Source organism: Pediococcus inopinatus (assembly GCF_002982135.1).
In the GTDB taxonomy this organism is placed as follows: Bacteria; Bacillota; Bacilli; order Lactobacillales; family Lactobacillaceae; genus Pediococcus; species Pediococcus inopinatus.
Genome location: NZ_CP019981.1, coordinates 913,487 through 933,202 on the forward strand (window position 1 = coordinate 913,487; position 19,716 = coordinate 933,202).

Annotated in this window: 20 protein-coding genes; 5 read left to right on the forward strand and 15 right to left on the reverse strand. The window is 37.5% G+C overall.

All coding sequences use genetic code 11. The annotated features are described in order from the left end of the window. Window positions 1-308: 308 nt before the first annotated feature. From tsf to PI20285_RS04635, 5 genes are all read right to left on the reverse strand, one after another. Window positions 309-1,187 carry a translation elongation factor Ts gene (gene tsf, locus PI20285_RS04615; protein ID WP_057772030.1) on the reverse strand — a complete coding sequence of 293 codons (879 nt, stop codon included), beginning with the start codon at window positions 1,185-1,187 and terminating at the stop codon, window positions 309-311. A 96-nt stretch (window positions 1,188-1,283) separates the two neighbouring features. Beyond that, complete coding sequence (rpsB, locus tag PI20285_RS04620) at window positions 1,284-2,105, reverse strand: 30S ribosomal protein S2 (RefSeq protein WP_057772028.1); 822 nt, start codon at window positions 2,103-2,105, stop codon at window positions 1,284-1,286. 246 nt (window positions 2,106-2,351) lie between these two features. Then, the gene (locus PI20285_RS04625) at window positions 2,352-3,347 is read right to left on the reverse strand and encodes a D-2-hydroxyacid dehydrogenase (RefSeq protein WP_057772026.1); all 996 of its coding nucleotides are present in this window, start codon (window positions 3,345-3,347) and stop codon (window positions 2,352-2,354) included. 67 nt (window positions 3,348-3,414) lie between these two features. Then, window positions 3,415-3,702 carry a GIY-YIG nuclease family protein gene (locus tag PI20285_RS04630; protein WP_057772024.1) on the reverse strand — a complete coding sequence of 96 codons (288 nt, stop codon included), beginning with the start codon at window positions 3,700-3,702 and terminating at the stop codon, window positions 3,415-3,417. Next, window positions 3,683-4,444, reverse strand: a complete 762-nt coding sequence (locus PI20285_RS04635; RefSeq protein ID WP_057772022.1) for a tRNA1(Val) (adenine(37)-N6)-methyltransferase — start codon at window positions 4,442-4,444, stop codon at window positions 3,683-3,685. Before PI20285_RS04635 ends, PI20285_RS04630 begins: the two co-directional genes overlap by 20 nt. 83 nt (window positions 4,445-4,527) lie before the next feature. On the opposite strand from PI20285_RS04635, the gene PI20285_RS04640 reads away from it, so the two are divergent. After that, entirely contained in the window at window positions 4,528-5,151 is a 624-nt protein-coding gene (locus PI20285_RS04640) for a lysophospholipid acyltransferase family protein (RefSeq protein WP_057772021.1), read from the forward strand. A 35-nt stretch (window positions 5,152-5,186) separates the two neighbouring features. Here the strand turns inward: PI20285_RS04640 and PI20285_RS04645 are convergent, their stop codons facing one another. The 4 genes from PI20285_RS04645 to PI20285_RS04660 all read right to left on the reverse strand — a co-directional run bounded on the left by PI20285_RS04645 (window position 5,187) and on the right by PI20285_RS04660 (window position 9,489). Beyond that, the gene (locus PI20285_RS04645; RefSeq protein WP_057772019.1) at window positions 5,187-6,983 is read right to left on the reverse strand and encodes an ABC transporter ATP-binding protein; all 1,797 of its coding nucleotides are present in this window, start codon (window positions 6,981-6,983) and stop codon (window positions 5,187-5,189) included. Continuing rightward, entirely contained in the window at window positions 6,973-8,736 is a 1,764-nt protein-coding gene (locus tag PI20285_RS04650; RefSeq protein WP_057772017.1) for an ABC transporter ATP-binding protein, read from the reverse strand. Before PI20285_RS04650 ends, PI20285_RS04645 begins: the two co-directional genes overlap by 11 nt. A 110-nt stretch (window positions 8,737-8,846) precedes the next feature. Next, complete coding sequence (locus tag PI20285_RS04655) at window positions 8,847-9,074, reverse strand: YneF family protein (protein ID WP_057772016.1); 228 nt, start codon at window positions 9,072-9,074, stop codon at window positions 8,847-8,849. Between the two features lie 160 nt (window positions 9,075-9,234). Next, window positions 9,235-9,489 carry a DUF896 domain-containing protein gene (locus tag PI20285_RS04660; RefSeq protein WP_057772013.1) on the reverse strand — a complete coding sequence of 85 codons (255 nt, stop codon included), beginning with the start codon at window positions 9,487-9,489 and terminating at the stop codon, window positions 9,235-9,237. A 137-nt stretch (window positions 9,490-9,626) separates the two neighbouring features. On the opposite strand from PI20285_RS04660, the gene lexA reads away from it, so the two are divergent. Next, window positions 9,627-10,256, forward strand: a complete 630-nt coding sequence (gene lexA, locus PI20285_RS04665) for a transcriptional repressor LexA (protein ID WP_057772012.1) — start codon at window positions 9,627-9,629, stop codon at window positions 10,254-10,256. A 40-nt stretch (window positions 10,257-10,296) separates the two neighbouring features. Here the strand turns inward: lexA and PI20285_RS04670 are convergent, their stop codons facing one another. Together PI20285_RS04670 and PI20285_RS04675 are read right to left on the reverse strand one after the other, a co-directional pair. Then, a complete protein-coding gene (locus PI20285_RS04670; RefSeq protein WP_082623216.1) occupies window positions 10,297-11,445 on the reverse strand; it encodes a glycerate kinase in 1,149 nt (382 codons plus the stop codon). A 13-nt stretch (window positions 11,446-11,458) separates the two neighbouring features. Continuing rightward, on the reverse strand, window positions 11,459-11,662 hold the full coding sequence (locus PI20285_RS04675; protein ID WP_156406503.1) for a hypothetical protein: 204 nt from the start codon (window positions 11,660-11,662) through the stop codon (window positions 11,459-11,461). Between the two features lie 191 nt (window positions 11,663-11,853). On the opposite strand from PI20285_RS04675, the gene PI20285_RS04680 reads away from it, so the two are divergent. Continuing rightward, window positions 11,854-12,471, forward strand: a complete 618-nt coding sequence (locus PI20285_RS04680) for a hypothetical protein (protein WP_057772007.1) — start codon at window positions 11,854-11,856, stop codon at window positions 12,469-12,471. Window positions 12,472-12,526: 55 nt separating this feature from the next. Here PI20285_RS04680 and PI20285_RS04685 read toward each other — a convergent pair whose 3' ends face one another. The 3 genes from PI20285_RS04685 to PI20285_RS04695 all read right to left on the reverse strand — a co-directional run bounded on the left by PI20285_RS04685 (window position 12,527) and on the right by PI20285_RS04695 (window position 14,928). After that, window positions 12,527-13,699 carry a hydroxymethylglutaryl-CoA synthase gene (locus PI20285_RS04685; RefSeq protein WP_057772005.1) on the reverse strand — a complete coding sequence of 391 codons (1,173 nt, stop codon included), beginning with the start codon at window positions 13,697-13,699 and terminating at the stop codon, window positions 12,527-12,529. Between the two features lie 212 nt (window positions 13,700-13,911). Next, window positions 13,912-14,649: an amidohydrolase family protein gene (locus tag PI20285_RS04690; RefSeq protein WP_057772003.1), complete on the reverse strand. Its 738-nt coding sequence runs from the start codon at window positions 14,647-14,649 to the stop codon at window positions 13,912-13,914. A gap of 36 nt (window positions 14,650-14,685) precedes the next feature. Then, on the reverse strand, window positions 14,686-14,928 hold the full coding sequence (locus PI20285_RS04695) for a hypothetical protein (RefSeq protein WP_057772001.1): 243 nt from the start codon (window positions 14,926-14,928) through the stop codon (window positions 14,686-14,688). A 130-nt stretch (window positions 14,929-15,058) separates the two neighbouring features. Between PI20285_RS04695 and PI20285_RS04700 the strand changes: the two genes are divergently transcribed. Together PI20285_RS04700 and PI20285_RS04705 are read left to right on the forward strand one after the other, a co-directional pair. Further along, window positions 15,059-15,637, forward strand: coding sequence for a TetR/AcrR family transcriptional regulator (locus tag PI20285_RS04700; RefSeq protein WP_057771999.1), 579 nt, complete (start codon window positions 15,059-15,061; stop codon window positions 15,635-15,637). 227 nt (window positions 15,638-15,864) lie between these two features. Further along, the gene (locus PI20285_RS04705; RefSeq protein WP_057771997.1) at window positions 15,865-17,295 is read left to right on the forward strand and encodes a DHA2 family efflux MFS transporter permease subunit; all 1,431 of its coding nucleotides are present in this window, start codon (window positions 15,865-15,867) and stop codon (window positions 17,293-17,295) included. A 64-nt stretch (window positions 17,296-17,359) separates the two neighbouring features. Here the strand turns inward: PI20285_RS04705 and PI20285_RS04710 are convergent, their stop codons facing one another. Continuing rightward, window positions 17,360-19,708 carry an HAD-IC family P-type ATPase gene (locus PI20285_RS04710; protein WP_158694973.1) on the reverse strand — a complete coding sequence of 783 codons (2,349 nt, stop codon included), beginning with the start codon at window positions 19,706-19,708 and terminating at the stop codon, window positions 17,360-17,362. Window positions 19,709-19,716 lie beyond the last annotated feature (8 nt).

Below are 19,716 nucleotides of genomic sequence, written 5' to 3' on the forward strand. Positions count from 1 at the left end.
TATAATGAACAGTGTTTCATAGATCTTCATTTTTATTACGGGTGACCATTTTTCCAGCAACATTGAACCGGCTAGTCAAATTGGTTTTCCTCGTACTTCTTCCGTTCTAGTTTATCATAAAATAGGGGTGAAGAGCCATCTATCCAGTAATTAAACGAATAAGAATTCATAAAAAGAATGGATGTTTAATTACTTCATAAACTTTAGACATAATTTTCCAGTAACCAAAATTATGTTTAATTTTATACCTATTTTGATAAAAAAAGTGCACCGTCTACACGATGCACCTCAATTTTGAAAATATTAAATTAGTCACCGATTTCCTTTTTTACTTCTTCAGCAAAATCGACTGTTTTCTTTTCAATACCTTCGCCAACTTCATAGCGGATAAATGTTTTCACTTTTCCACCTTTTGAAGCAACATATTTTGCAACAGTTTGGTCAGGATCCTTAACAAAGTCTTGATCATCTAAACTAATTTCAGCTAAGAATTTATTAAGACGACCTTCAACCATCTTAGCGATAATCTTTGCAGGTTTGCCTTCTTCTTCAGCTTCTTTAGATAAAACTTCACGTTCGTGATCCAAAACCTCTGAAGGAACTTGATCACGATTGACGTATTTAGGATTAATAGCAGCTACATGCATAGCAATATCTTTAGCTGTATCATCATCGGCGCCTTCTAAAACTACTAACGTAGCAATCTTGCCGCCCATGTGTAAATATGCACCAAAATGCTCATCATCAGTCTTCTTGATCGTATCAAAACGACGAAGGGTAATTTTTTCGCCAGTCGTTTGGGTTGTTTCGATAATGTCATCGTTGACAGTTCCCTTAGTAGTTTTGAGAGCCAAGGCTTCTTCAACTGTTTTAGGGGCACTCAATGCCAACTGTGCGGTAACGCCCTTTACTAAATCGATAAATTGATCATTAGAAGCAACAAAGTCAGTTTCTGAATTAACTTCAGCAATTGCGGCCTGATCGTCATGAATTTCAACGTCTGCTAAGCCTTCAGCAGCCACACGACTACTTTTCTTTTCAGCCTTTGCAATACCTTTTTCACGAAGAAAGTCGATTGCCTTATCCATGTCACCATCGGTTGCAACTAATGCCTTTTTTGCATCCATCATACCAACGCCGATTTTATCACGTAATTCCTTAACTTGTGATGCAGAAATACTTGCCATAATTATGTCCTCCTTAAAAAATTCAGAATTTCATTAAAAAGGCCATCTCAATCTCAGGCCAAAAAGGTCGAGACTTACGACAGCCTAAAACAAAAACTATTTTGCAGAATCTGCTCCGCCTTCAACAGTTTTCTTGAGACTTTCAAGAGAATCTGCAGAAACTTCGCTAGAAGCAGCACTTTCTTTAGCAGGTGCTGCGCTTTCAGCTGCTGATTGGTCAGCAACATCTTGGTCTTCGCCTTGACGTCCTTCGATAACAGCATCAGCCATTTTTGAAGTAATCAAACGAACGGCACGAATAGCATCATCATTTGATGGAATAATAACATCAATTTGGTCAGGATCTGTATTCGTATCAACCATAGCAATAATTGGAATGTTCAACTTACGAGCTTCTTTTACCGCGATTTGTTCCTTACGAGGATCAACGATAAACATAGCATCTGGAAGATGTGGCATATCTTCAATACCACCTAAGAACTTCTCCAACTTGTCTTTTTGTTTGTTAAGAAGTGAAACTTCCTTCTTTGGCAAACGTTCGAAAGTACCGTCTTCATTCATCTTTTTAAGATCTTTAAGACGTTTGATACGTGTTTGGATTGTGTTCCAGTTAGTCAAAGTTCCACCTAACCAACGATGGTTAACATAAAACTGGCCTGCACGAGTTGCTTCTTCTTCAATTGCAGTTTGTGCTTGTTTCTTTGTTCCCACAAACAAAACAACACCATTATCAGCTGCAATATCTTTTACAAAATTGTAAGCAGAATCAATCATCTTGACTGTTTTTTGTAAGTCAATGATGTAAATACCGTTACGTTCTGTAAAAATGTATGGTTTCATTTTTGGATTCCAACGACGTGTTTGGTGACCAAAATGAACTCCAGATTCGAGCAATTGTTTCATAGAAATTACTGCCATAATAAAAATACCTCCAATAGTTTTTCCTTCCCAACTTTCAAGCGACTTGAGAACTCAATGAGCACTGGTCAAGTCATCCGATTGGGTGTGAATTTGGTTTAACACCAGCAATAAGTATACCGAAAATATTGTCACACTGCAAGTATTACTTTAGAAATTCTGTTTCTGTATAAATAATTGTTAAAAAATAACAAAAAAAGGATTTACACGACTGTGTAAATCCTCTTCATCTAATCGCTATCTAAATTAATCAAAGCTAACTTCATTATCAGCTTTGCCATTTTCGATAAAGCTCTTGTTATTATTTAATGAAATTTGAACCATGTTCTTAACAGCTTTGGTTGTATAGAAAGCTGCATGTGGTGTAATTAAAACGTTGTCACGAGCATAAAGATTGTTGAATGCATCATCATTAATCTTTTCACCCTTATGATCAACATCAAAAATTCCAACTTCATTTTCGTAAGTATCAAGTCCGGCACCAGCAACTTTTCCGTTGTCGAGAGCCCGAATCAATGCATCTGTATCGATGAGTGTGCCACGAGCATAATTGAGAATGTAGACGCCATCTTTCATCTTGCCAAAAGCATCGTCATTTAACATGTGATAGTTGTCCTTCAAAGCAGGCATATGCAAAGTAATTACGTCTGCTTGTTTGTAGATGTCGTCCAAACTATCTACGTAAATGCCTTCTTTTTCCAATTCAGGATTGCGGAAAACATCATAACCAATTACCTTGGCTCCAAAGCCCTTGAAAATATCCATTGCTGCACGACCGATACGACCAGTACCAACAACACCAACGGTTAATTCGTTAAGTTCTTGAGCAATATCTGGTGCCCAACGGAAATCGCCTTTAGCCATTTTGTTTTCAAAGCGTGGTAACCGGCGTAACAAAGCCATCAATGCAGTGACTGATAATTCGGCAATTGCACTTGGTGAATATGCAGGAACGTTAGAAACCTTAATATTGTATTTCTTAACGGATTCAACTGGAACGTTGTCAACGCCAACATTTCGTAAGGAGAATGCGTGGATTCCAAATTCATCCATCTTCTTAAAGATGCCGTCAGTATAAGGTTTTTGCTGATAAGCAACAACCCCGTCATAACCTTTAGCTAGGTCAATATTGTCTTCAGTCAAAAGTTCGGCAACAGCCTTAACCTCAACACTATTATCTTTAACCCATTCATCTAAATATGGTTTTTCATCATCACGAATACCATAAGCAATAATTTTCATTACAAAAATTCCTCCTTAACAAATGTGACTTTAGTATAACACTGAAAACAAAATCATGAAAAGACTTTCACATTTTTGGAAGTTGCACATCATGCAATTTCAAAAAGACAATTTTTGCTGCCCTAGTTTGATGCTTAAAGTGATATTCAGCACTTAACGCATCGTGTTTTTTTTCATAGCTTTCAGAATAAATCAGTCGTACAGGTCGCCTACTCTTGACACGTGTATATTTGGCACCTTTTCCTGCATTATGTGTAGCAACCCGTTGTGCCAAATCTACTGTAAAACCACCATATAACGTACCATCTGCGCAAAAAAGTACATAAAAGAAGAACTCACGCTTTTTCTCCACCATAAAGCAATCCCTTCACTTCTGTTGAGTATTCTTTCCCTTCATAAGTATACAATGGTTCCACAAATCGCATACCGCCTGCTCGACCATCTTTTATTGCTTCAATTAAAACCATATTAGCCTCTCCATTTTTCCGTGGATAAACTAGCCGAACTTTTTTTGGTGCTAACCGATATCTTGTCATGACTGACAAAATCTCTGAAAACCGTTCCGGTCGATGCACGAGGTATAATTTTCCGTTCATTTTTAGCAATCCAGAGGCCACTTCTAAAACTTGGTCCAGTGATGTTTTGATCTCATGCCGCGCTATTGCTAAATAGGGGTTCGGATTTTTTTTACTCGTTGTTTGGTCTTTGAAATATGGCGGATTGCAAAGCACATAATCAAACGAATCTTTTTCAAATTTATTAAACGTATTTGCTAAATCCAGGTTAACCATATGAACCTGGTTTTGCAGACCATTTAGTTGAATACTCCGTTGGCCCATATCAGCAAGCCTCTCTTGCAATTCAATTTGAAAGATTTGGCCCTTTGTTTTTTGACTGGCAAAAAGCCCAACAGCCCCATTTCCAGCACATAAATCCATAATTTTAATTTTTGAAGATATTTTTAGATTTGCAAAATCCGCTAAAAGAACAGCATCTAATGAAAAGGAAAAGACGTCTGGGCTTTGAATAATTTTAATATCTTGACTATAAAGTTGGTCAATTCTTTCATTATTATATATTTTTACAGATTCTTTCATTTTTCCCCTTCATCATCACTTGCAACAATCTCTTTTTTTGGTCATACTAAACTTATAAATTAGCATGATAGGAGAATCGTACAGTGCTTTATTCATTTTTAAGAATTTTAATCCGAATATTATTATACATTATCAATGGTCGTCCTCGTTACTTAAACCGAAAGAATCTTCCAAAAGGTTCGTACATCTTAGTTGGTCCTCACCGCACTTGGTTTGATCCAATTCTATTTGCATTAGCGGCTAGCCCTAAGAAGTTTTCGTTCATGGCTAAAGAAGAACTATTCAAGAATCCAATTATTCGTTGGATTTTGGTTAAATGTTACGCTTTTTCTGTAAATCGGAAAAATCCGGGTCCTTCTGCTATTAAAACACCAGTAAAAATTTTGCGTCAAGGAGAACTTTCAACCATTATTTTTCCCTCTGGTTCGCGTCATTCCCAACATTTAAAAGGAGGCGCTGTTGTCATCGCAAAAATGGCAAATGTGCCACTTATCCCAACTGTGTATCAGGGACCATTATCTTTTAAAGCACTTTTTTCTCGAAAAAAAATTACCGTTGCGTTTGGTGAACCGATTTTAATTGATCGTAAACAACGAATGGACGATGCTGGTAGAGATGCACTTGACCAGCAATTACAAAGCGCCTTTGATCATTTAGACAAAGAAGTTGACCCTAACTTCCATTATATCGATATTTCAAAAAAATAAAGCCGAAAACTAGCAATGCTAGTTTTCAGCTTTTTTTATGAAGGTACTGTCTTGGTATTTCCTTGTAACTGATACATGTCAAAGTACATGCCATGCTTAGCAAGTAATTCATCATGCGTTCCCCGTTCAATAATTCGTCCATGTTTCAACACTAAAATTTGATTAGCATCCTGAATTGTTGAAAGACGATGAGCAATCACAAGTGACGTTCGGCTCTGACTCATTTTTCTCAAACTGCCTTGGATCATGTCTTCTGTTTCAGTATCAATATGGGCAGTTGCTTCATCCAAGATTAAAACTTTCGGATCACCAACTACCGTACGGGCAAATGAGATTAATTGACGCTGACCACCAGAGTATTCCGCTCCTCGTTCAATCACTTTGTTATGGTATCCGTTTGGTAATTCTTCAATGAAATGATCTGCTTGAACAAATTGTGCAGCACGGCGAATATCATCATCGGTAATCTCGTCATTATACATACGAATATTAGAAGCAATGTCTCCATAGAATAAAAATGGTTCTTGTAAAACTAACCCAATCTTCTTGCGCAATTCTGCTGCCGGATACTCACGAATATCATGGCCATCAACCAAAATCTGTCCAGACTGAAATTCATAAAATCGCATTAATAAATTGATTGTGGAACTCTTGCCACTACCAGTCGATCCAACTAACGCAACTGTTTCTCCTGGATTAACCGTAAAATTAATGTCATTCAAAACATTATTTTTACCGTCATATGAAAAAGTAACGTGTTTAAATTCAATTTTTCCTTCTGTAATTTCAAGATTCGACTTTTCATTTTGCTTAGGCTGATAATTTTCATTATCAAAAATCCGCAAAATTCGGGTACTTGCTACAAGACCATCCTGAAAAGTCGATAGATAATCCATCATTGAAGACATTGGATTATAAAAGCTGTCAATATAACTTACAAACGCATAGATAACCCCCGCAGCTACTGGTTCCTTAAACGCATTAATTCCAAACAGTCCTAAGGCAATAACGACACCAAGGGCATACATTAAATTAATGATAGGATTTAGTAATAAAGAATTCATCCGAATCATCGAAAACCTAGCAAACAGATAATCATTATTGGTTTTTTCAAATTCCGTTTCAATCCTTTTCTCCTGCCGAAATTGTTGAATAACACCAATTCCAACTAATGATTCACTAATTTTTGTATTTAACTGACTCAAGTTTTCCCGCATTCTTCTGTATACCGTTGAACTATATTTTTGGTAGAACCAAATTATGAAAACCAAAAATGGCAGTAATACTAATGTTGCCCAGGTAATTTTGACATTGGTTGTAAACATCGCCACTAGGGCAGATGCCATTCCGAAAACTCCCACAATAAGAGTCAAAAATAAAGTCCAAAAGTCCTGCAAACTCATCGTATCGTTTGTAACCCTAGAAACAATTGAGCCTGCCGGCGTTGCATCAAAATAACTCATACCTAATTTATGCAACTTTCTAAATAGCAGGACACGCACTCTTTCTAATGTCCTTTCGGCTCCCATGGCGTACAAAAAGGTTTGACCAAACTGAAAAATAGCCTGCAAAATTGCGCCCATAAAATACAAGCCGGCAAACAAGAACATTATGGAAAGCGGCGTTGAACTATGAACCAAGAAATGATCCATATAGTATTGAATCAATCTTGGAAGCAAAATATTGATTACACTCACAATTCCTGCAAAGATAATGGCAACCACAAATTGTTTCCAAAAAGGTTTCGTAAACGGTAGCATCCGTTTAATTGTGTGAAATTGCTCTTTAACGGTCATAGTATGCGACCAAATTGATTCTTTTTTATTCTGCATCTAGTTCACCCTCCTTCGCAATTTTGGTTTCCATTTGCTGCCTATGGAACATATCTTGATACCAACCATCTTGTGCCAATAATTGTTCATGCGTTCCTCGCTGAATAATTTTGCCATCATCCAGGACCAGGATTTCATTTGCATTCATGACACTGCTCAATCGGTGAGCAGCAATAATGGTCGTTTTTCCTTTCCGTTCTTGGCGCAATTCCTGTAGAATCTCATGTTCTGTTTCACCATCAACTGCGGAGAGTGCATCATCTAAAAGAAGTACTTCCGGGTTGATAATGAGCGCCCGTGCAATAGCAAGCCGCTGCCGCTGACCACCAGATAAGGAAACGCCTTGTTCGCCAACCTCAGTATCAAATTGAGCAGGTTGCTCTAAAATATCTTCATACAGATCACTTTTTTTTGCAGCTTCTTCTACTTCTTCATCGGTTGCAGAAAAGTCCCCAAATTTAATGTTGTTTTTAATTGTGTCAGAGAATAGAAAACTTTCTTCTGGAACGTAACCAAGTGAAGGCAAATATGAATTCAACGCATAATCCTTAATATTAATTCCACCGACAGTTATCGCACCTTTATACTCATCAAATTCACGCAAAACAAGCTTCATAATTGTTGATTTTCCAGTTCCAACTTTTCCAACCAACCCAATGGTATTTCCTGCAGATAATTTAAAATTAACGTTATCCAAACTACTTTTTTCATCACCCGGATAAGTAAAGGATTGAATTGCAAAATCTAAATCGCCAGTCGCCCGTTTCTTCACAGCGTGTTTATCGTCAATAATGCTGGATTTGGCGTGGAGTAACAAATTAACCCGGTCGTAACTAGCATTACCACGTTCCATAATGTTAAATAGATTTCCAATCGCAAACATTGGCCAAATTAACATTGTAATATAAGAAATAAACGAAACTAGTTGTCCAATATTGATTACATTATGCACAACAAACGATCCCCCAACAACAAGGGTAATCATGTAAGAAATTCCAATCAAAATTGTGGTCATCGGGTTAAACAGAGCATCCAAAGCATTTACTTTTCGATTAATTTTTATGGTCTGATCAATTAGTTTTTCAAAATCAACTGTATCTTCTTTATCTTGTCCAAGGGATTTGATGACTTTGATCCCCATAATACTTTCCTGCGCTTTATTATTTAGCTTAGAAAATGCCGCTTGTGATTTTCGAAAGGCAATATGAATTTTAGTCCCCAAATAACCAGCAGTTACCGCAAGAATTGGGAACGGAATCATTGCCAGAAGTGTCAATCGCCAGTCAACAAGGGCCATCATGGCAATAATTGTTGTAATCCCTGTAATAATTGAATCGGCAAACGAAAGAATTCCAGAACCCGCAACCTGTTGAATCGCCTGCAAATCATTCGTAGCATGAGCCATTAAATCACCAGTTCGATGTTCTTGATAGAAGGTTTGGTCCATCTGCATGTAGTGGGTAAAAAGGCGACTTCGTAATGTTTTTTCAAGGCGAGCTGCCCCACCAAATATTCTTGAACGCCAAACAAACCGAAAAAGATACTGGAGAATACCAACAGTCGCCAAAATGATTAACGAAAAAACTAGCGTTGACGCACTCAATTTTCTTGTGCTAATTACTTGCACTAAATTACCAATAATCTTAGGCGGTAAAATGTTTAAGACAGCAACAAGCAGGAGAAAGATGACTCCAATAAGGTAATTCCATTTTTCTATCTTAAAAAACCAAGCTAATTTATGAAAGATTGACACGAGTTACTCCTCCTAATATTACTATCTTCTATAATTTGTCCATTTTTTGGCAACAAAAAAAGGACAAAAAATAATCTTTGTCCTTTATCATTCATAAAATCTGTCTAAAACTATTTTTGATGTTTAGATTGGTTCTGCATAGAAGTCATCATTTGATGTAACTTCTTTTGTGATGGTTTTTGTCCCATTTGCAACATCATAGTTCGTAACATATCTTCATTGATTGGAGGATTATTCTTAAGATAGCTTTCCATATATTTACGAGCAGCAAAGAAACCACCTACTGCTCCGACTAATACCGCAATAACGACGATTAAAATCCAAATTCCTGTTGACAATGTCCTAACCTCCTATCAATTATGTATACTACTCTATAGTACACAAAAACTTCGTAAAATAAAAGAGGTCGATCTGATTTATCTATCAGTACCTCTTATTCTATCATTAAATTTAAATAAGAAAAGATTAAATGATTATTACAAAACTAAATGATAAATTTTAATCATCACGAAGACCCTTTTTACGTTGAACTTCTTTCACCTTTTCGGGTGTAACTTCCTTACCGCTCTTGTCAAAAACCTGCATCATTTCAACTTGGCTCTTAAAGCCTTCTCTAAACCGTTTTAAATACCTTTGACGCAGATCTTTTCGCTCAATAATTTCCAAATCTGTTAATCCGTCACTTTTTGCTTTATGTGCTAGTTCATTAATCCGTTTGATTAACTTCTGAAATTCTTCATCTGATTTAGCCAATTTAATCACTCCCGATTTCTTTATACATAATTCTACACTGTTAATGACTTTTTTTCAAAAAAACAAACCCGAACGTTTGTTTGAATACTAAATTTACATATGGTAAAATGAAAGCAAGAAAACGCGAGGTGCTCACAATGTCAAAAACATCTGAAAGCAAGCAATTTGCTGTGCTTCGGTTCATATATGATAAAGTAAACGAAAAAGGATATCCTCCGACCGTCCGAGAAATTGGCGAAGCTGTTTCCTTATCCTCTACTTCTACTGTACATGGCCATATTGAAAGATTGCAAAAAAAAGGGCTTCTACAAAAGGATCCTACAAAACCACGGGCTTTAGAAATTACACCTGCTGGTTTAGAAGAACTGGGCGTTAGTGTAACACCTAACAAAATCCCAGTATTAGGAACTGTCACTGCCGGAGAACCTATCTTAGCAGTTGAAGAAGCCACTGACTTTTTTCCCTTACCACCAGAATTTGAGCATGAGGACGGGGACTTGTTCATGCTAAATATCCGTGGTGAAAGTATGATTCAGGCTGGTATTCTAAATGGTGACCAAGTAATTGTGCGCAAACAAACTTCTGCAGATAATGGCGACATTGTGATTGCAATGACTGAAGAAAATGAAGCCACTTGCAAACGATTCTTTAAAGAATCAGATCATATTCGTTTACAACCTGAAAATGATACGATGGCACCAATTATTTTAGATAACGTCAGTATTCTTGGTCGCGTCGTTGGCTTATACAGAGATCAAATTTATTAAAATAAATAATGGGCTTCAATAAAGTTAGTTTTTTCTATCTTTATTGAAGCCCATTTAATTTAGAACAAAAGAGAAAGTTTTTAGCTAACCATTCACTTGCCTGACGAATGTTTTCAGGTCCCCTACTTAACGTCTGATCAACCAACTTTTGACCGTCATTTATATTTTTAACCAGTGTGATATTTTTAGGTAAGTCACCTAAATTCGAGGAAACTTTCCCTGCTAAAATAATTACCTGACACTTAGGATTTATTTGCAAAGCCATTTCAGCAATTCCAAATGGAACTTTTCCATTTTTTGACTGCGTATCAAATGACCCTTCCCCGGTAATTATAAAATCTGCGTCTTCACAATCTTTTTTGAAATCTAGTAATTCCAAGATTGTTTTAATACCGGATGTCAGCTGTGCGCTAAAAAATGTTTTCAAGCCATAGCTCAAACCACCTGCACCACCAGTTCCCCAATCGTCTGCAAAATCTAGATTCAAATCTTGCTGAACTATTAAGGAAAAGTGGTGGAGATTTTCTTCAAGGATTTTTTTATCATCGGATGAAGCTCCTTTTTGTGTTCCAAATATATTAGTTGCGCCCTCTGGACCTAAAAGAGAATTCGCCACATCATTTAAAACAGTTACCGGTACTGATAGGACGTCTTTTTCAGGTGTCACAATCGTTTTAAGTTCACCCAAGCCGATATTTCCTAGAGGAATTGGTTCTCCAAATTTGTTCAACAACTGGTACCCAAGTGCCATAGCAACACCTGCACCACCATCATTTGTGGCACTGCCGCCGACCCCTAAATAAATCTTTTTGGGGTGATAAGTAAGACAGGCTTTAATGAGTTGCCCAGTTCCATAAGTTGTGGCGCTAAATGGGTTAAGCTCAGAACTATTCAAATGTTCAATTCCACTCGCCGATGCCATATCAATCACAGCCACACCACTATTTGTGATTCCAAATTGGGCTTGAATAGGACGACCTATTGCGTCCAAAACTTCACGAGAATATAGTTCTCCCTTCAAGTGGTCCATAAGCACTGACATTGTGCCTTCCCCACCATCTGCCATGGGCAAGGACACAATGTCAATTTGCTGCTTGGCTTGTTTCAACCCAGCCACAATCTGTTTAGTTGCCAGTTTAGCCGTCATACTATTTTTAAAAGAATCTGGTGCCACAATAATTTTCATCATTTAAACCTTCATTTCACTGCTGCTTTTCCTCATCTAATTCTACTCGGACAATTTGAACATGCTTACAATCCTTTACTTCTACAACCGTATTATACTGAATTAATGTCGCTTTGTAACGGTCACGACGATCAATTTGTAAAATTTCAACTACGAGCTTAGTGCTTAATATGTTTATTATTTTGCCAACAAAAGGATAATCTAAATCATCACAATTCACACATTTTATCAACATTCCAATCTTGAGTTCAGACAGCATTTAATCACCGCCAATCATTAGTTTAACTATATAATAACAATAAGAATACTCATAATACAATCTATAACCTTCGTCATAACGTATTTTCTCGATTGTACTTTCAGTTTTTTTGCGCGATAATATAAGAAAACATCCATACAAGGGGAATAATTATGTTATTTTTGTTCATCATGGCAATTTTTGCACTCATTTTATCCATTCTTAGACTTTCAATGGTCATTCAAAATGGCGAAAATTTAATTTCACCAATTTTACTTATTTTAGTTTGTGCTGGGCTCATTATCTATAGTGGGATTAACCTACCTTTCTGGCATAACTCTAAATCAAATAGCACCACAAATAATACTTCTACTGCGCTAGTTTCCAAATCTTCCAAAGACTTTTCAAGTGCTGGTACAAATGCCTTTCCAGATGGTTCAGACAAGCAGAAAAACGCGGCTCAGTCTGTTAAAGCCCACAATATTCTTACCTCTCTTCAAAAAAATTACAACGGTACAGGAACAGTTACTTTCGTTAAAGGAACTAAGGAATATCGGGTTAAACCAACTAACAAAGATTTTGTCAGCTCGTTAAAGGCTTTAATAAAAACACCAGCTAATGCAAAAGAAGCTAACTTCGATCAAGTAGTCACAAACTTTAAAAAACTTTCCTTATCCATTAAAAAGAATTTAGGAAGTGGCTATTCAGTTTCATTGATGAATCCCAACAAAGAAGATCAGCCAATCTTAACAGCTAAAGATGGTGTCATTACTTATAACTATTTCAAATAATCAGTTAACTAAAAGGGGCCGCGCATCCATCCGATGCACGGTCCCTTTTGTTTTTTTAAACTTCTCGCCGTCGATATAAACGCTGCTGATCTTTTTGACCCGCTAGATAAAACTTAGCAGAATCCAATTTATCATTAGTCACAAAATTATCGTCAGTCAAAGGCATCTGTGAATTAAACATAGTTTCATACTCAGAAATTGAAAGTTCTTCCCGATCTTCTAGCACTTTTTTGATTGATCCACTTTCAATTGCAGTTTGAAAATTTGTTTGAAGAGTTGCCACATAAAACTCGCCTTCCGCTCCAGATCCATAACTGAATAGGCCAATTTTTTGTCCACTTTTCAGGTTCTCACTATTAACTAGGAGAGAAAGTAAGCTTAAGTATAAGGAACCCGTATATAGATTCCCAACCTCACGGCTAAAAATACGTGAATATTCAAATTCTCTTAATAGTTGGTTTGCATGCCGTTCATCGGTCCTATTTAAGACAGATTTCAGGGCCTTTAATCCCATCTTTGTGTAAGGAAGATGAAAAATAACTGCCTGTAAATCGGCAAGTGAAGATTTGGTTTTAGTTTGGTATTCGGTTAATGTCCGATCAAAAAAATCGATGTATTCTTGAGAAGAATACTTACCATCCACTACGGCCTCTGTTGCATATAATGGCCGCCAAAAATCCATGATATCTGCCGTGTAATGGGCGGATGGCTCTTCGATTGCCAAAATTTTAGGATCTGCACTAATGATCATGGCTACCGCACCGCCACCCTGAGTTGGTTCACCGGCCGTATGCAAGCCGTATCGCGCAATATCAGAACCAACGACCAAAACTTTACTGGCTGGATGTGCAAGGACATGATCTTTAGCAAGCTGAATTCCCGCCGTCATTGCATAGCAAGCTTGTTTAAGTTCTACACTTTGAATATCGGCGCGCAATTGCAACAAATGCTGCAGATAGATTGCTGCAGATTTCGAATTGTCGATACCAGACTCCGTTCCAAACAAAACTAGATCAATCTGATCGCGGTTATTGTCATTAATAATTTGGTCAGCAGCATTGGCCGCCATTGTGACCGCGTCTTGTGTATTTGGAATAACCGCCTGTTTACTCTGACCAATCCCAATCAAATACTTTCCAGGTTCTTCATGACGGGCTTTTGCCAACTTCGCCATGTCCACATACCATCTAGGTGTGTAAAATCTAATTCGATCTATTCCAACTTTCACCGCAACCAGCCTCCGTTTTCCGTTAAGTTCTTGCTATAGTTATTTTATCATACTCAATTTAACTGCCAAACGATTCAGAAAACCTTTTAACTAAAACCTAAGCATTGTTCCAATTAATCTATAATATTATTTTCAATCATGCTTAAAACGGCTGGTGGAAATGCATATAAATCATCCATGTTTATCGATCTTCCTTAATTTAACAATACCTATTATTTGTTTAAATGTAATAATTTTGCAGCATTAGTATAGGCAATTTTTTCTTGATCCTTGGCGCTTAAGCCGGCGTCAGCTAAAAATGTCGCTACACCAGTGGGATGATTGTATGGGTAATCTACTGAATACATCAAATGATCGCTACCCATTTCTGTCATATCTAATTGTAATTGAGTGTCAAAAAACATACCGCTGGGCGTAATATAAAAATTGTCTTTATACGTCTGGCTAATACTCCGTTTGAGTTGAACTGTTAGCCCAATTGTTTGATCCATCCGTTCTAGGAAGTTAGGCACCATTTCACCCCAATGACCAGTTATAATGTGCAAATTAGGATGACGATCAAACAATCCAGATAAAATCAATCGAACCATTTGAACGCCAAGATCTTCATGCCAACCCCAGCCAGCACCAGCAAAGGTGAACGCAGTTAATTCTGACCAACTATCACCATCATAATAATGTTCCTTAACGTCATTAGGAATTACCGCAGGATGAAAATACAATGGCACATCTAGTTCCTCAGTCTTAGCAAAAATTGGCTCGTAGAATGGATCATCAAAAAACTTACCATCATAATAGCCGTGAATCATTGCCCCTTGGAGCCCTTTTTCTTTCACGGCCCGCTCAAGCTCTGCAGCAGTGGCTTTCGGATCCCCAACTGGCAGCACAGCCCAACCACCGAAACGATCAGGATTTGTGGCAATTGCATCAGCCAAATCATCGTTAGCCATTCGGCTCAGATCAATAGCCACCTTTGGATCAAGGTTTTATGGTGAATTATCACCATAGCCCATAATTTGCATTTCAATGTGATTTTTATCCATAAATACCAAACGTTTATTACCCACGCTCGTCAACTCTGTATTGTCTCTTTTGGATTTTGCCATAAATTCTTCAATACTGTGATCCTCTGGATTTTTATGTGGGCTGACTGGAGCTGGCATATAAGGTTTAGCTGCTGCATTGACACGTTCTGATTCCCAGTGTTCTTCTAATGTAATAAATTTCATTTTAATTTCTCCTCGTTTTCTATTTATTTAGTATTTACTTTACGAGACCCATAATAATGATTGCCAAAAATAATTAATAGCCTATTTTGTTGTCAAAAGAGTTAAAATGTCACATAAAAGGGTGATGAATATGAAAATTGTTAAAATGCCACTTGCACATGATCAGCATATTGACAAACGCTTACGGGCCACTCAAAATAAGTTGTTCGTAACTTTGAAAACCTATTTTTCAACTAACCAGCCATTCTCTACAATCCGAGTAGGAACCCTATGCAAAGATGCAAAAATCACACGCCAAACATTTTACCGTCATTACGGTAGCATCGGTGAAATTATTACAGTTAGCTGTGTCAGAATGATCAACCAATTTCTCCAGAAAATTGATCAAGCATCCAATTCCAGTCATATTTCTGCACAATTAATTGTAGATGCACTGCTTAACCATCAAACATTATTGGAAACGATGTTTTGGAGTAATGAAGAAGACGCGGTCATACAGTTGATGACTGGCGATATTCTGCGTGCTTACAGTTTCGAAGACATTCACAAAACCCATAAACCTTTCATTGCCGAATTGATGGCTCGCAGTATAATTAGTTTTGCGCAGGTCCTAATAAAATATCCGAATACAAACAAAACAGATTTAATTCGCATTTATAAACGAATGGTCCCGTCGTCTGCCATTTTGGTTACAGAAGACAAAAAATGATAAATATATTTTCTTTTTCGTTACGCAAACAGCTCACCTCATTCCTCTTTTACAATTCAGCAAAATTTTTCAAACAAACATTAAGATGTAAAATCTAAAAGCTAACCACCACGTCAGGCCTAAATAAAGCGTTTTCACGGGCTTTTAAAGAGAAAAAACTTACGATAGTCAGAAATTTATGCTAATGTAAATACCTGTTTGGTAAATAGATAGAAGGAAGTAGAATTATGTCAGAAAGTCAAGAACAAAAATCAGCGGCGTATACTGCCACTGTCCCCGTTAAGCACCCTATGCTAGCCATGATGGGAATGTTAATTGGAGGATTTGTGGGAATGTTAAGTGAAACTTCGCTTAACATTGCCCTTCCAAGCCTAATGGTGAAGCTAAATGTTAGTGTTGGTACAATTCAATGGTTAGTAACTGGATATATGTTAATCATTGGGATTGTCCTTCCACTTTCAAGCTTGCTTACAAAGTGGTTTTCAACCCGCCAACTTATTATTTTTGGATTAGTTGATTTTATCGTTGGTGCTATTATTTCAGCCATTGCACCCAGTTTTACAATTTTGTTGATTGGACGAATGATTCAAGGAATTGCAACTGGCCTGATCTTGCCACTCATGTTCACTGTAGCTACATTAATTTTTCCACCATATAAATTAGGCACAGCAATGGGCTTAATCGGTTTGGTTATTATGTTTGCTCCCGCAATTGGACCCACATTGTCAGGAATTATTTTAGGTACACTTTCATGGCGCTGGATCTTCTGGCTTTTCGTACCTTTTTTGCTTGTTGCAACATTTTTTGCCATTAAGTACCTACCTAATGTAAACAAGCTCACAAAACCCAAAGTTGATGTTCTCTCAATTTTGCTATCCACAATCGGTTTTGGTGGCCTGGTCACAGCCGTAAGTATGGCAAGTAACTATGGTTGGGGATCAGCCGCGGTTTTAATAACTTTAGTAGTTTCTTTGCTAATCCTCTTCGCATACATCTATCGTCAACTACATTCGAAAGCTCCTATCTTAAATTTCCATGTTTTCGAACGTCCTAATTTCAGAATCGGCGCCATTTTGGTGATGCTAGACTTTGGTATTATTCTTTCATCAATGTATCTACTACCAATGTTCTGGCAAAACGGTTTAGCAATTGCCGTTGCATTAACTGGTATTGTTATGTTGCCTGGTGGTGTTGCAAACGCAATATTCTCTGCAGTTTCTGGACGTCTGTATGACCGTTTCGGAGCTCGCCTATTAGCAGTTATTGGTTTCTTAATTGTGATTATTGGTGTCATTATGCTATTATTTGCAACTTCACATTCTGCAGTTTGGTACGTTATTTTGGCCCATATCGTTATTATGATTGGAGCCCCCGTTGCCATGTCACCTACTCAAACATTTGGATTAAATGCTTTGGATGCACATACTGCTGGTGACGGAAGTACAATCATGAATACTTTCCAACAAATTATTGGTGCAATCTCAACAGCTGTTGCTACAAGTCTCCTTGGCTTAGGACAACATGCTTCTTCTTCACCTTTGAATTCACAAAATGCTTTTACAAATGGTGTCCACTTTGGATTATTTTTCACCTTGGCACTAGCAATCATTGCTTTCTTGCTATCATTTACAATAAATGATAAATCAGAAGAAAAATAAAATTAAAATAACTTAATAATCACAAAAAGCTTATTCAGAAATTTATTCTGAATAAGCTTTTTAATTACCTTTTTTCATGTTGATAATAGCGAACTTTTAAGCAATCAAGGATTAAGGTAGCAATGATAATGAGAATGATAACTAGCGCAATCCAAGTCCACGAAACTGATACTGTAATCCAGCCAAAACCAACTAAACATGTGGCTACAATAATATCCAACGCAACCATTGATGCAACCCAGTTACTTGGTCGTGAGTGCCAAAAGGTGCCCTCAGTTCGCGTCATTAAAATTGTTGTCATCGCTGAATAAATTAAATAAAGAAACATAATTGAGCTAATTCCAGCCTGCGATAAAAATGTTTTTGAAACGAAATACCACAAAAGTCCCAATCCAACCACTAACCAGCTAATTGTGAAAATCGCAGCAATTTTTGACAGCTTCGGTAAATCCCAATGCTCAGGGGTTTTCGATGGCACAGCTTGATCTGTACCCAAAACTAAGGTAACCATATCATTCATCACCACGATAAAAACGATTAGGCTTAAAGATACCGGAAAGAACCCTGTAAAAATAAATCCAAAAGTTAGCAGTGCAGCAAGCTCAGCCGTCCGCGCTAATTTAGTAATCGTCCAAGTCATCATTCGACGATAAACACGATGACCACTGTCAATGACTTTCATAATGTCTAACAAACTATCATTGGTTAACACTACTTTCGCCGCATTTTTGGCCACATCAGTTGCCGTGGACACCGCTATTCCCACGTCAGCTTGTTTTAGAGCTGGCGCATCATTAATACCATCGCCGGTCATTCCGACGACCTTTCCTTGTTTCTGTAAGGCCTTAACAACTTTAAACTTATCTTCAGGAAAAACATTGGCGTATCCATCATAGTCAAGCGGATTCTTTAATGCTTCATTAATATCAGAAATGCGATTACCAATCCCAACTTTTGAGGCAATTACCGTTGCAGTTTCTCGCGTATCACCGGTCAACATAATCACTTTGATCCCACGATTACGGATCTTTTGGATTGCTTCTTGCGCATCTTCTTTAGGAACATCTGTCAACCCAAGCAATCCCACAATATTAAGTTTTTGCTCATTCCGAATTCCAACTGCCAAAACCCGCGCACCATTAGCACTAATTTTTTTAATGTCCTGCATATAACTTTCAGGTACACTGCTTATTTTCTGTAAAGCATTGGGTGATCCCATCACTATGTCTTCTGTATGATTATCCACCGTAATCGTTGCAGTTGAGTATTTTACAGACGGATCAAATCCCGTAAAACTGGTTCGAGGAATTTCTTGTAATTTTCGTTTTGCAAATTCATTTCGAATTGCCAGATTGATCGCGTCCGTAGCCGTCTCATCAGTAGCGGTGTTTGCTAGGGCTATTAAATGATCTTCATCATATTTTGGATCATAAATAATCGTTTCGGAAACTTGGGATTGATTTTTCGTTAACGTCCCAGTCTTATCAATCAACAATACATCTAAACTCGCTGCTTCTTGAATTCCCGTCAATCCGGTCACTAGGACCTGTTGTTTAGTGAGTTCCTTTGCCTCCAAAGAATTTGCAACTGTGAAACTAGATGGCATTGAAATTGGAATCGTAGCAATGAAAAGAATTACCAAAAATGGAAGTAATTGTTGCCAAGCTGTCCCCTTTGCAATCGCCGCAATCACTAAAATTACAGCAAGAACAACATCTAAATAGGCAAGATAACGCACAATATTAAATAGCAGAACCTGAAGCCGACCAGGTGCCTCTGACTTTTGTGAAAGCTCTACAGTTTTACCATACGAACTTTTTGCCCCTGTAGCACTGACTTCTGCAATTATTTCTCCGTGCGTAATTGTGGAGCCGGAGGGAACTTTTTCATCAACTGCCACCGTCACATCAGCAGATTCACCAGTGAGCGCTCCCTGGTTAACACTAACCGTGCCCTGAAGCACCTGCAAATCGGCGGAAACAATATCACCGACTCGTTGATGCACAATATCTCCCGGAACCAGTTGCTTTGAAGAAATAAATTGCCAAGTGCCATTTCGACATGCTCGCACTGAAATGCTTAACTTTTTATGCAAATAACCGACCGCATTTTTAGCTCTTCTTTCCTGAATCTCACCATCAATGGCTGAGAACAGTAACAATAAAACAATAACTAGTGCTTGAAACTGTTTCCCTAAAAGAAACTCAAAAATTATTGCTGCCTCGAGGAGCCATGAAATTGGGTCCCACATTCTTTTTAAGGTTCCAACAACAACGCCATCCTCTTTTTCGGTCACTTCATTGGAACCATACTGTTTCAATCGTTGGGCAACTTGTTTTGAAGAAAGACCAGACTCAATTTTAAATGCTTTTTCAAAATTGGAAACTACCGCAGTTTGTTTTTCAATCATCATATAACCTC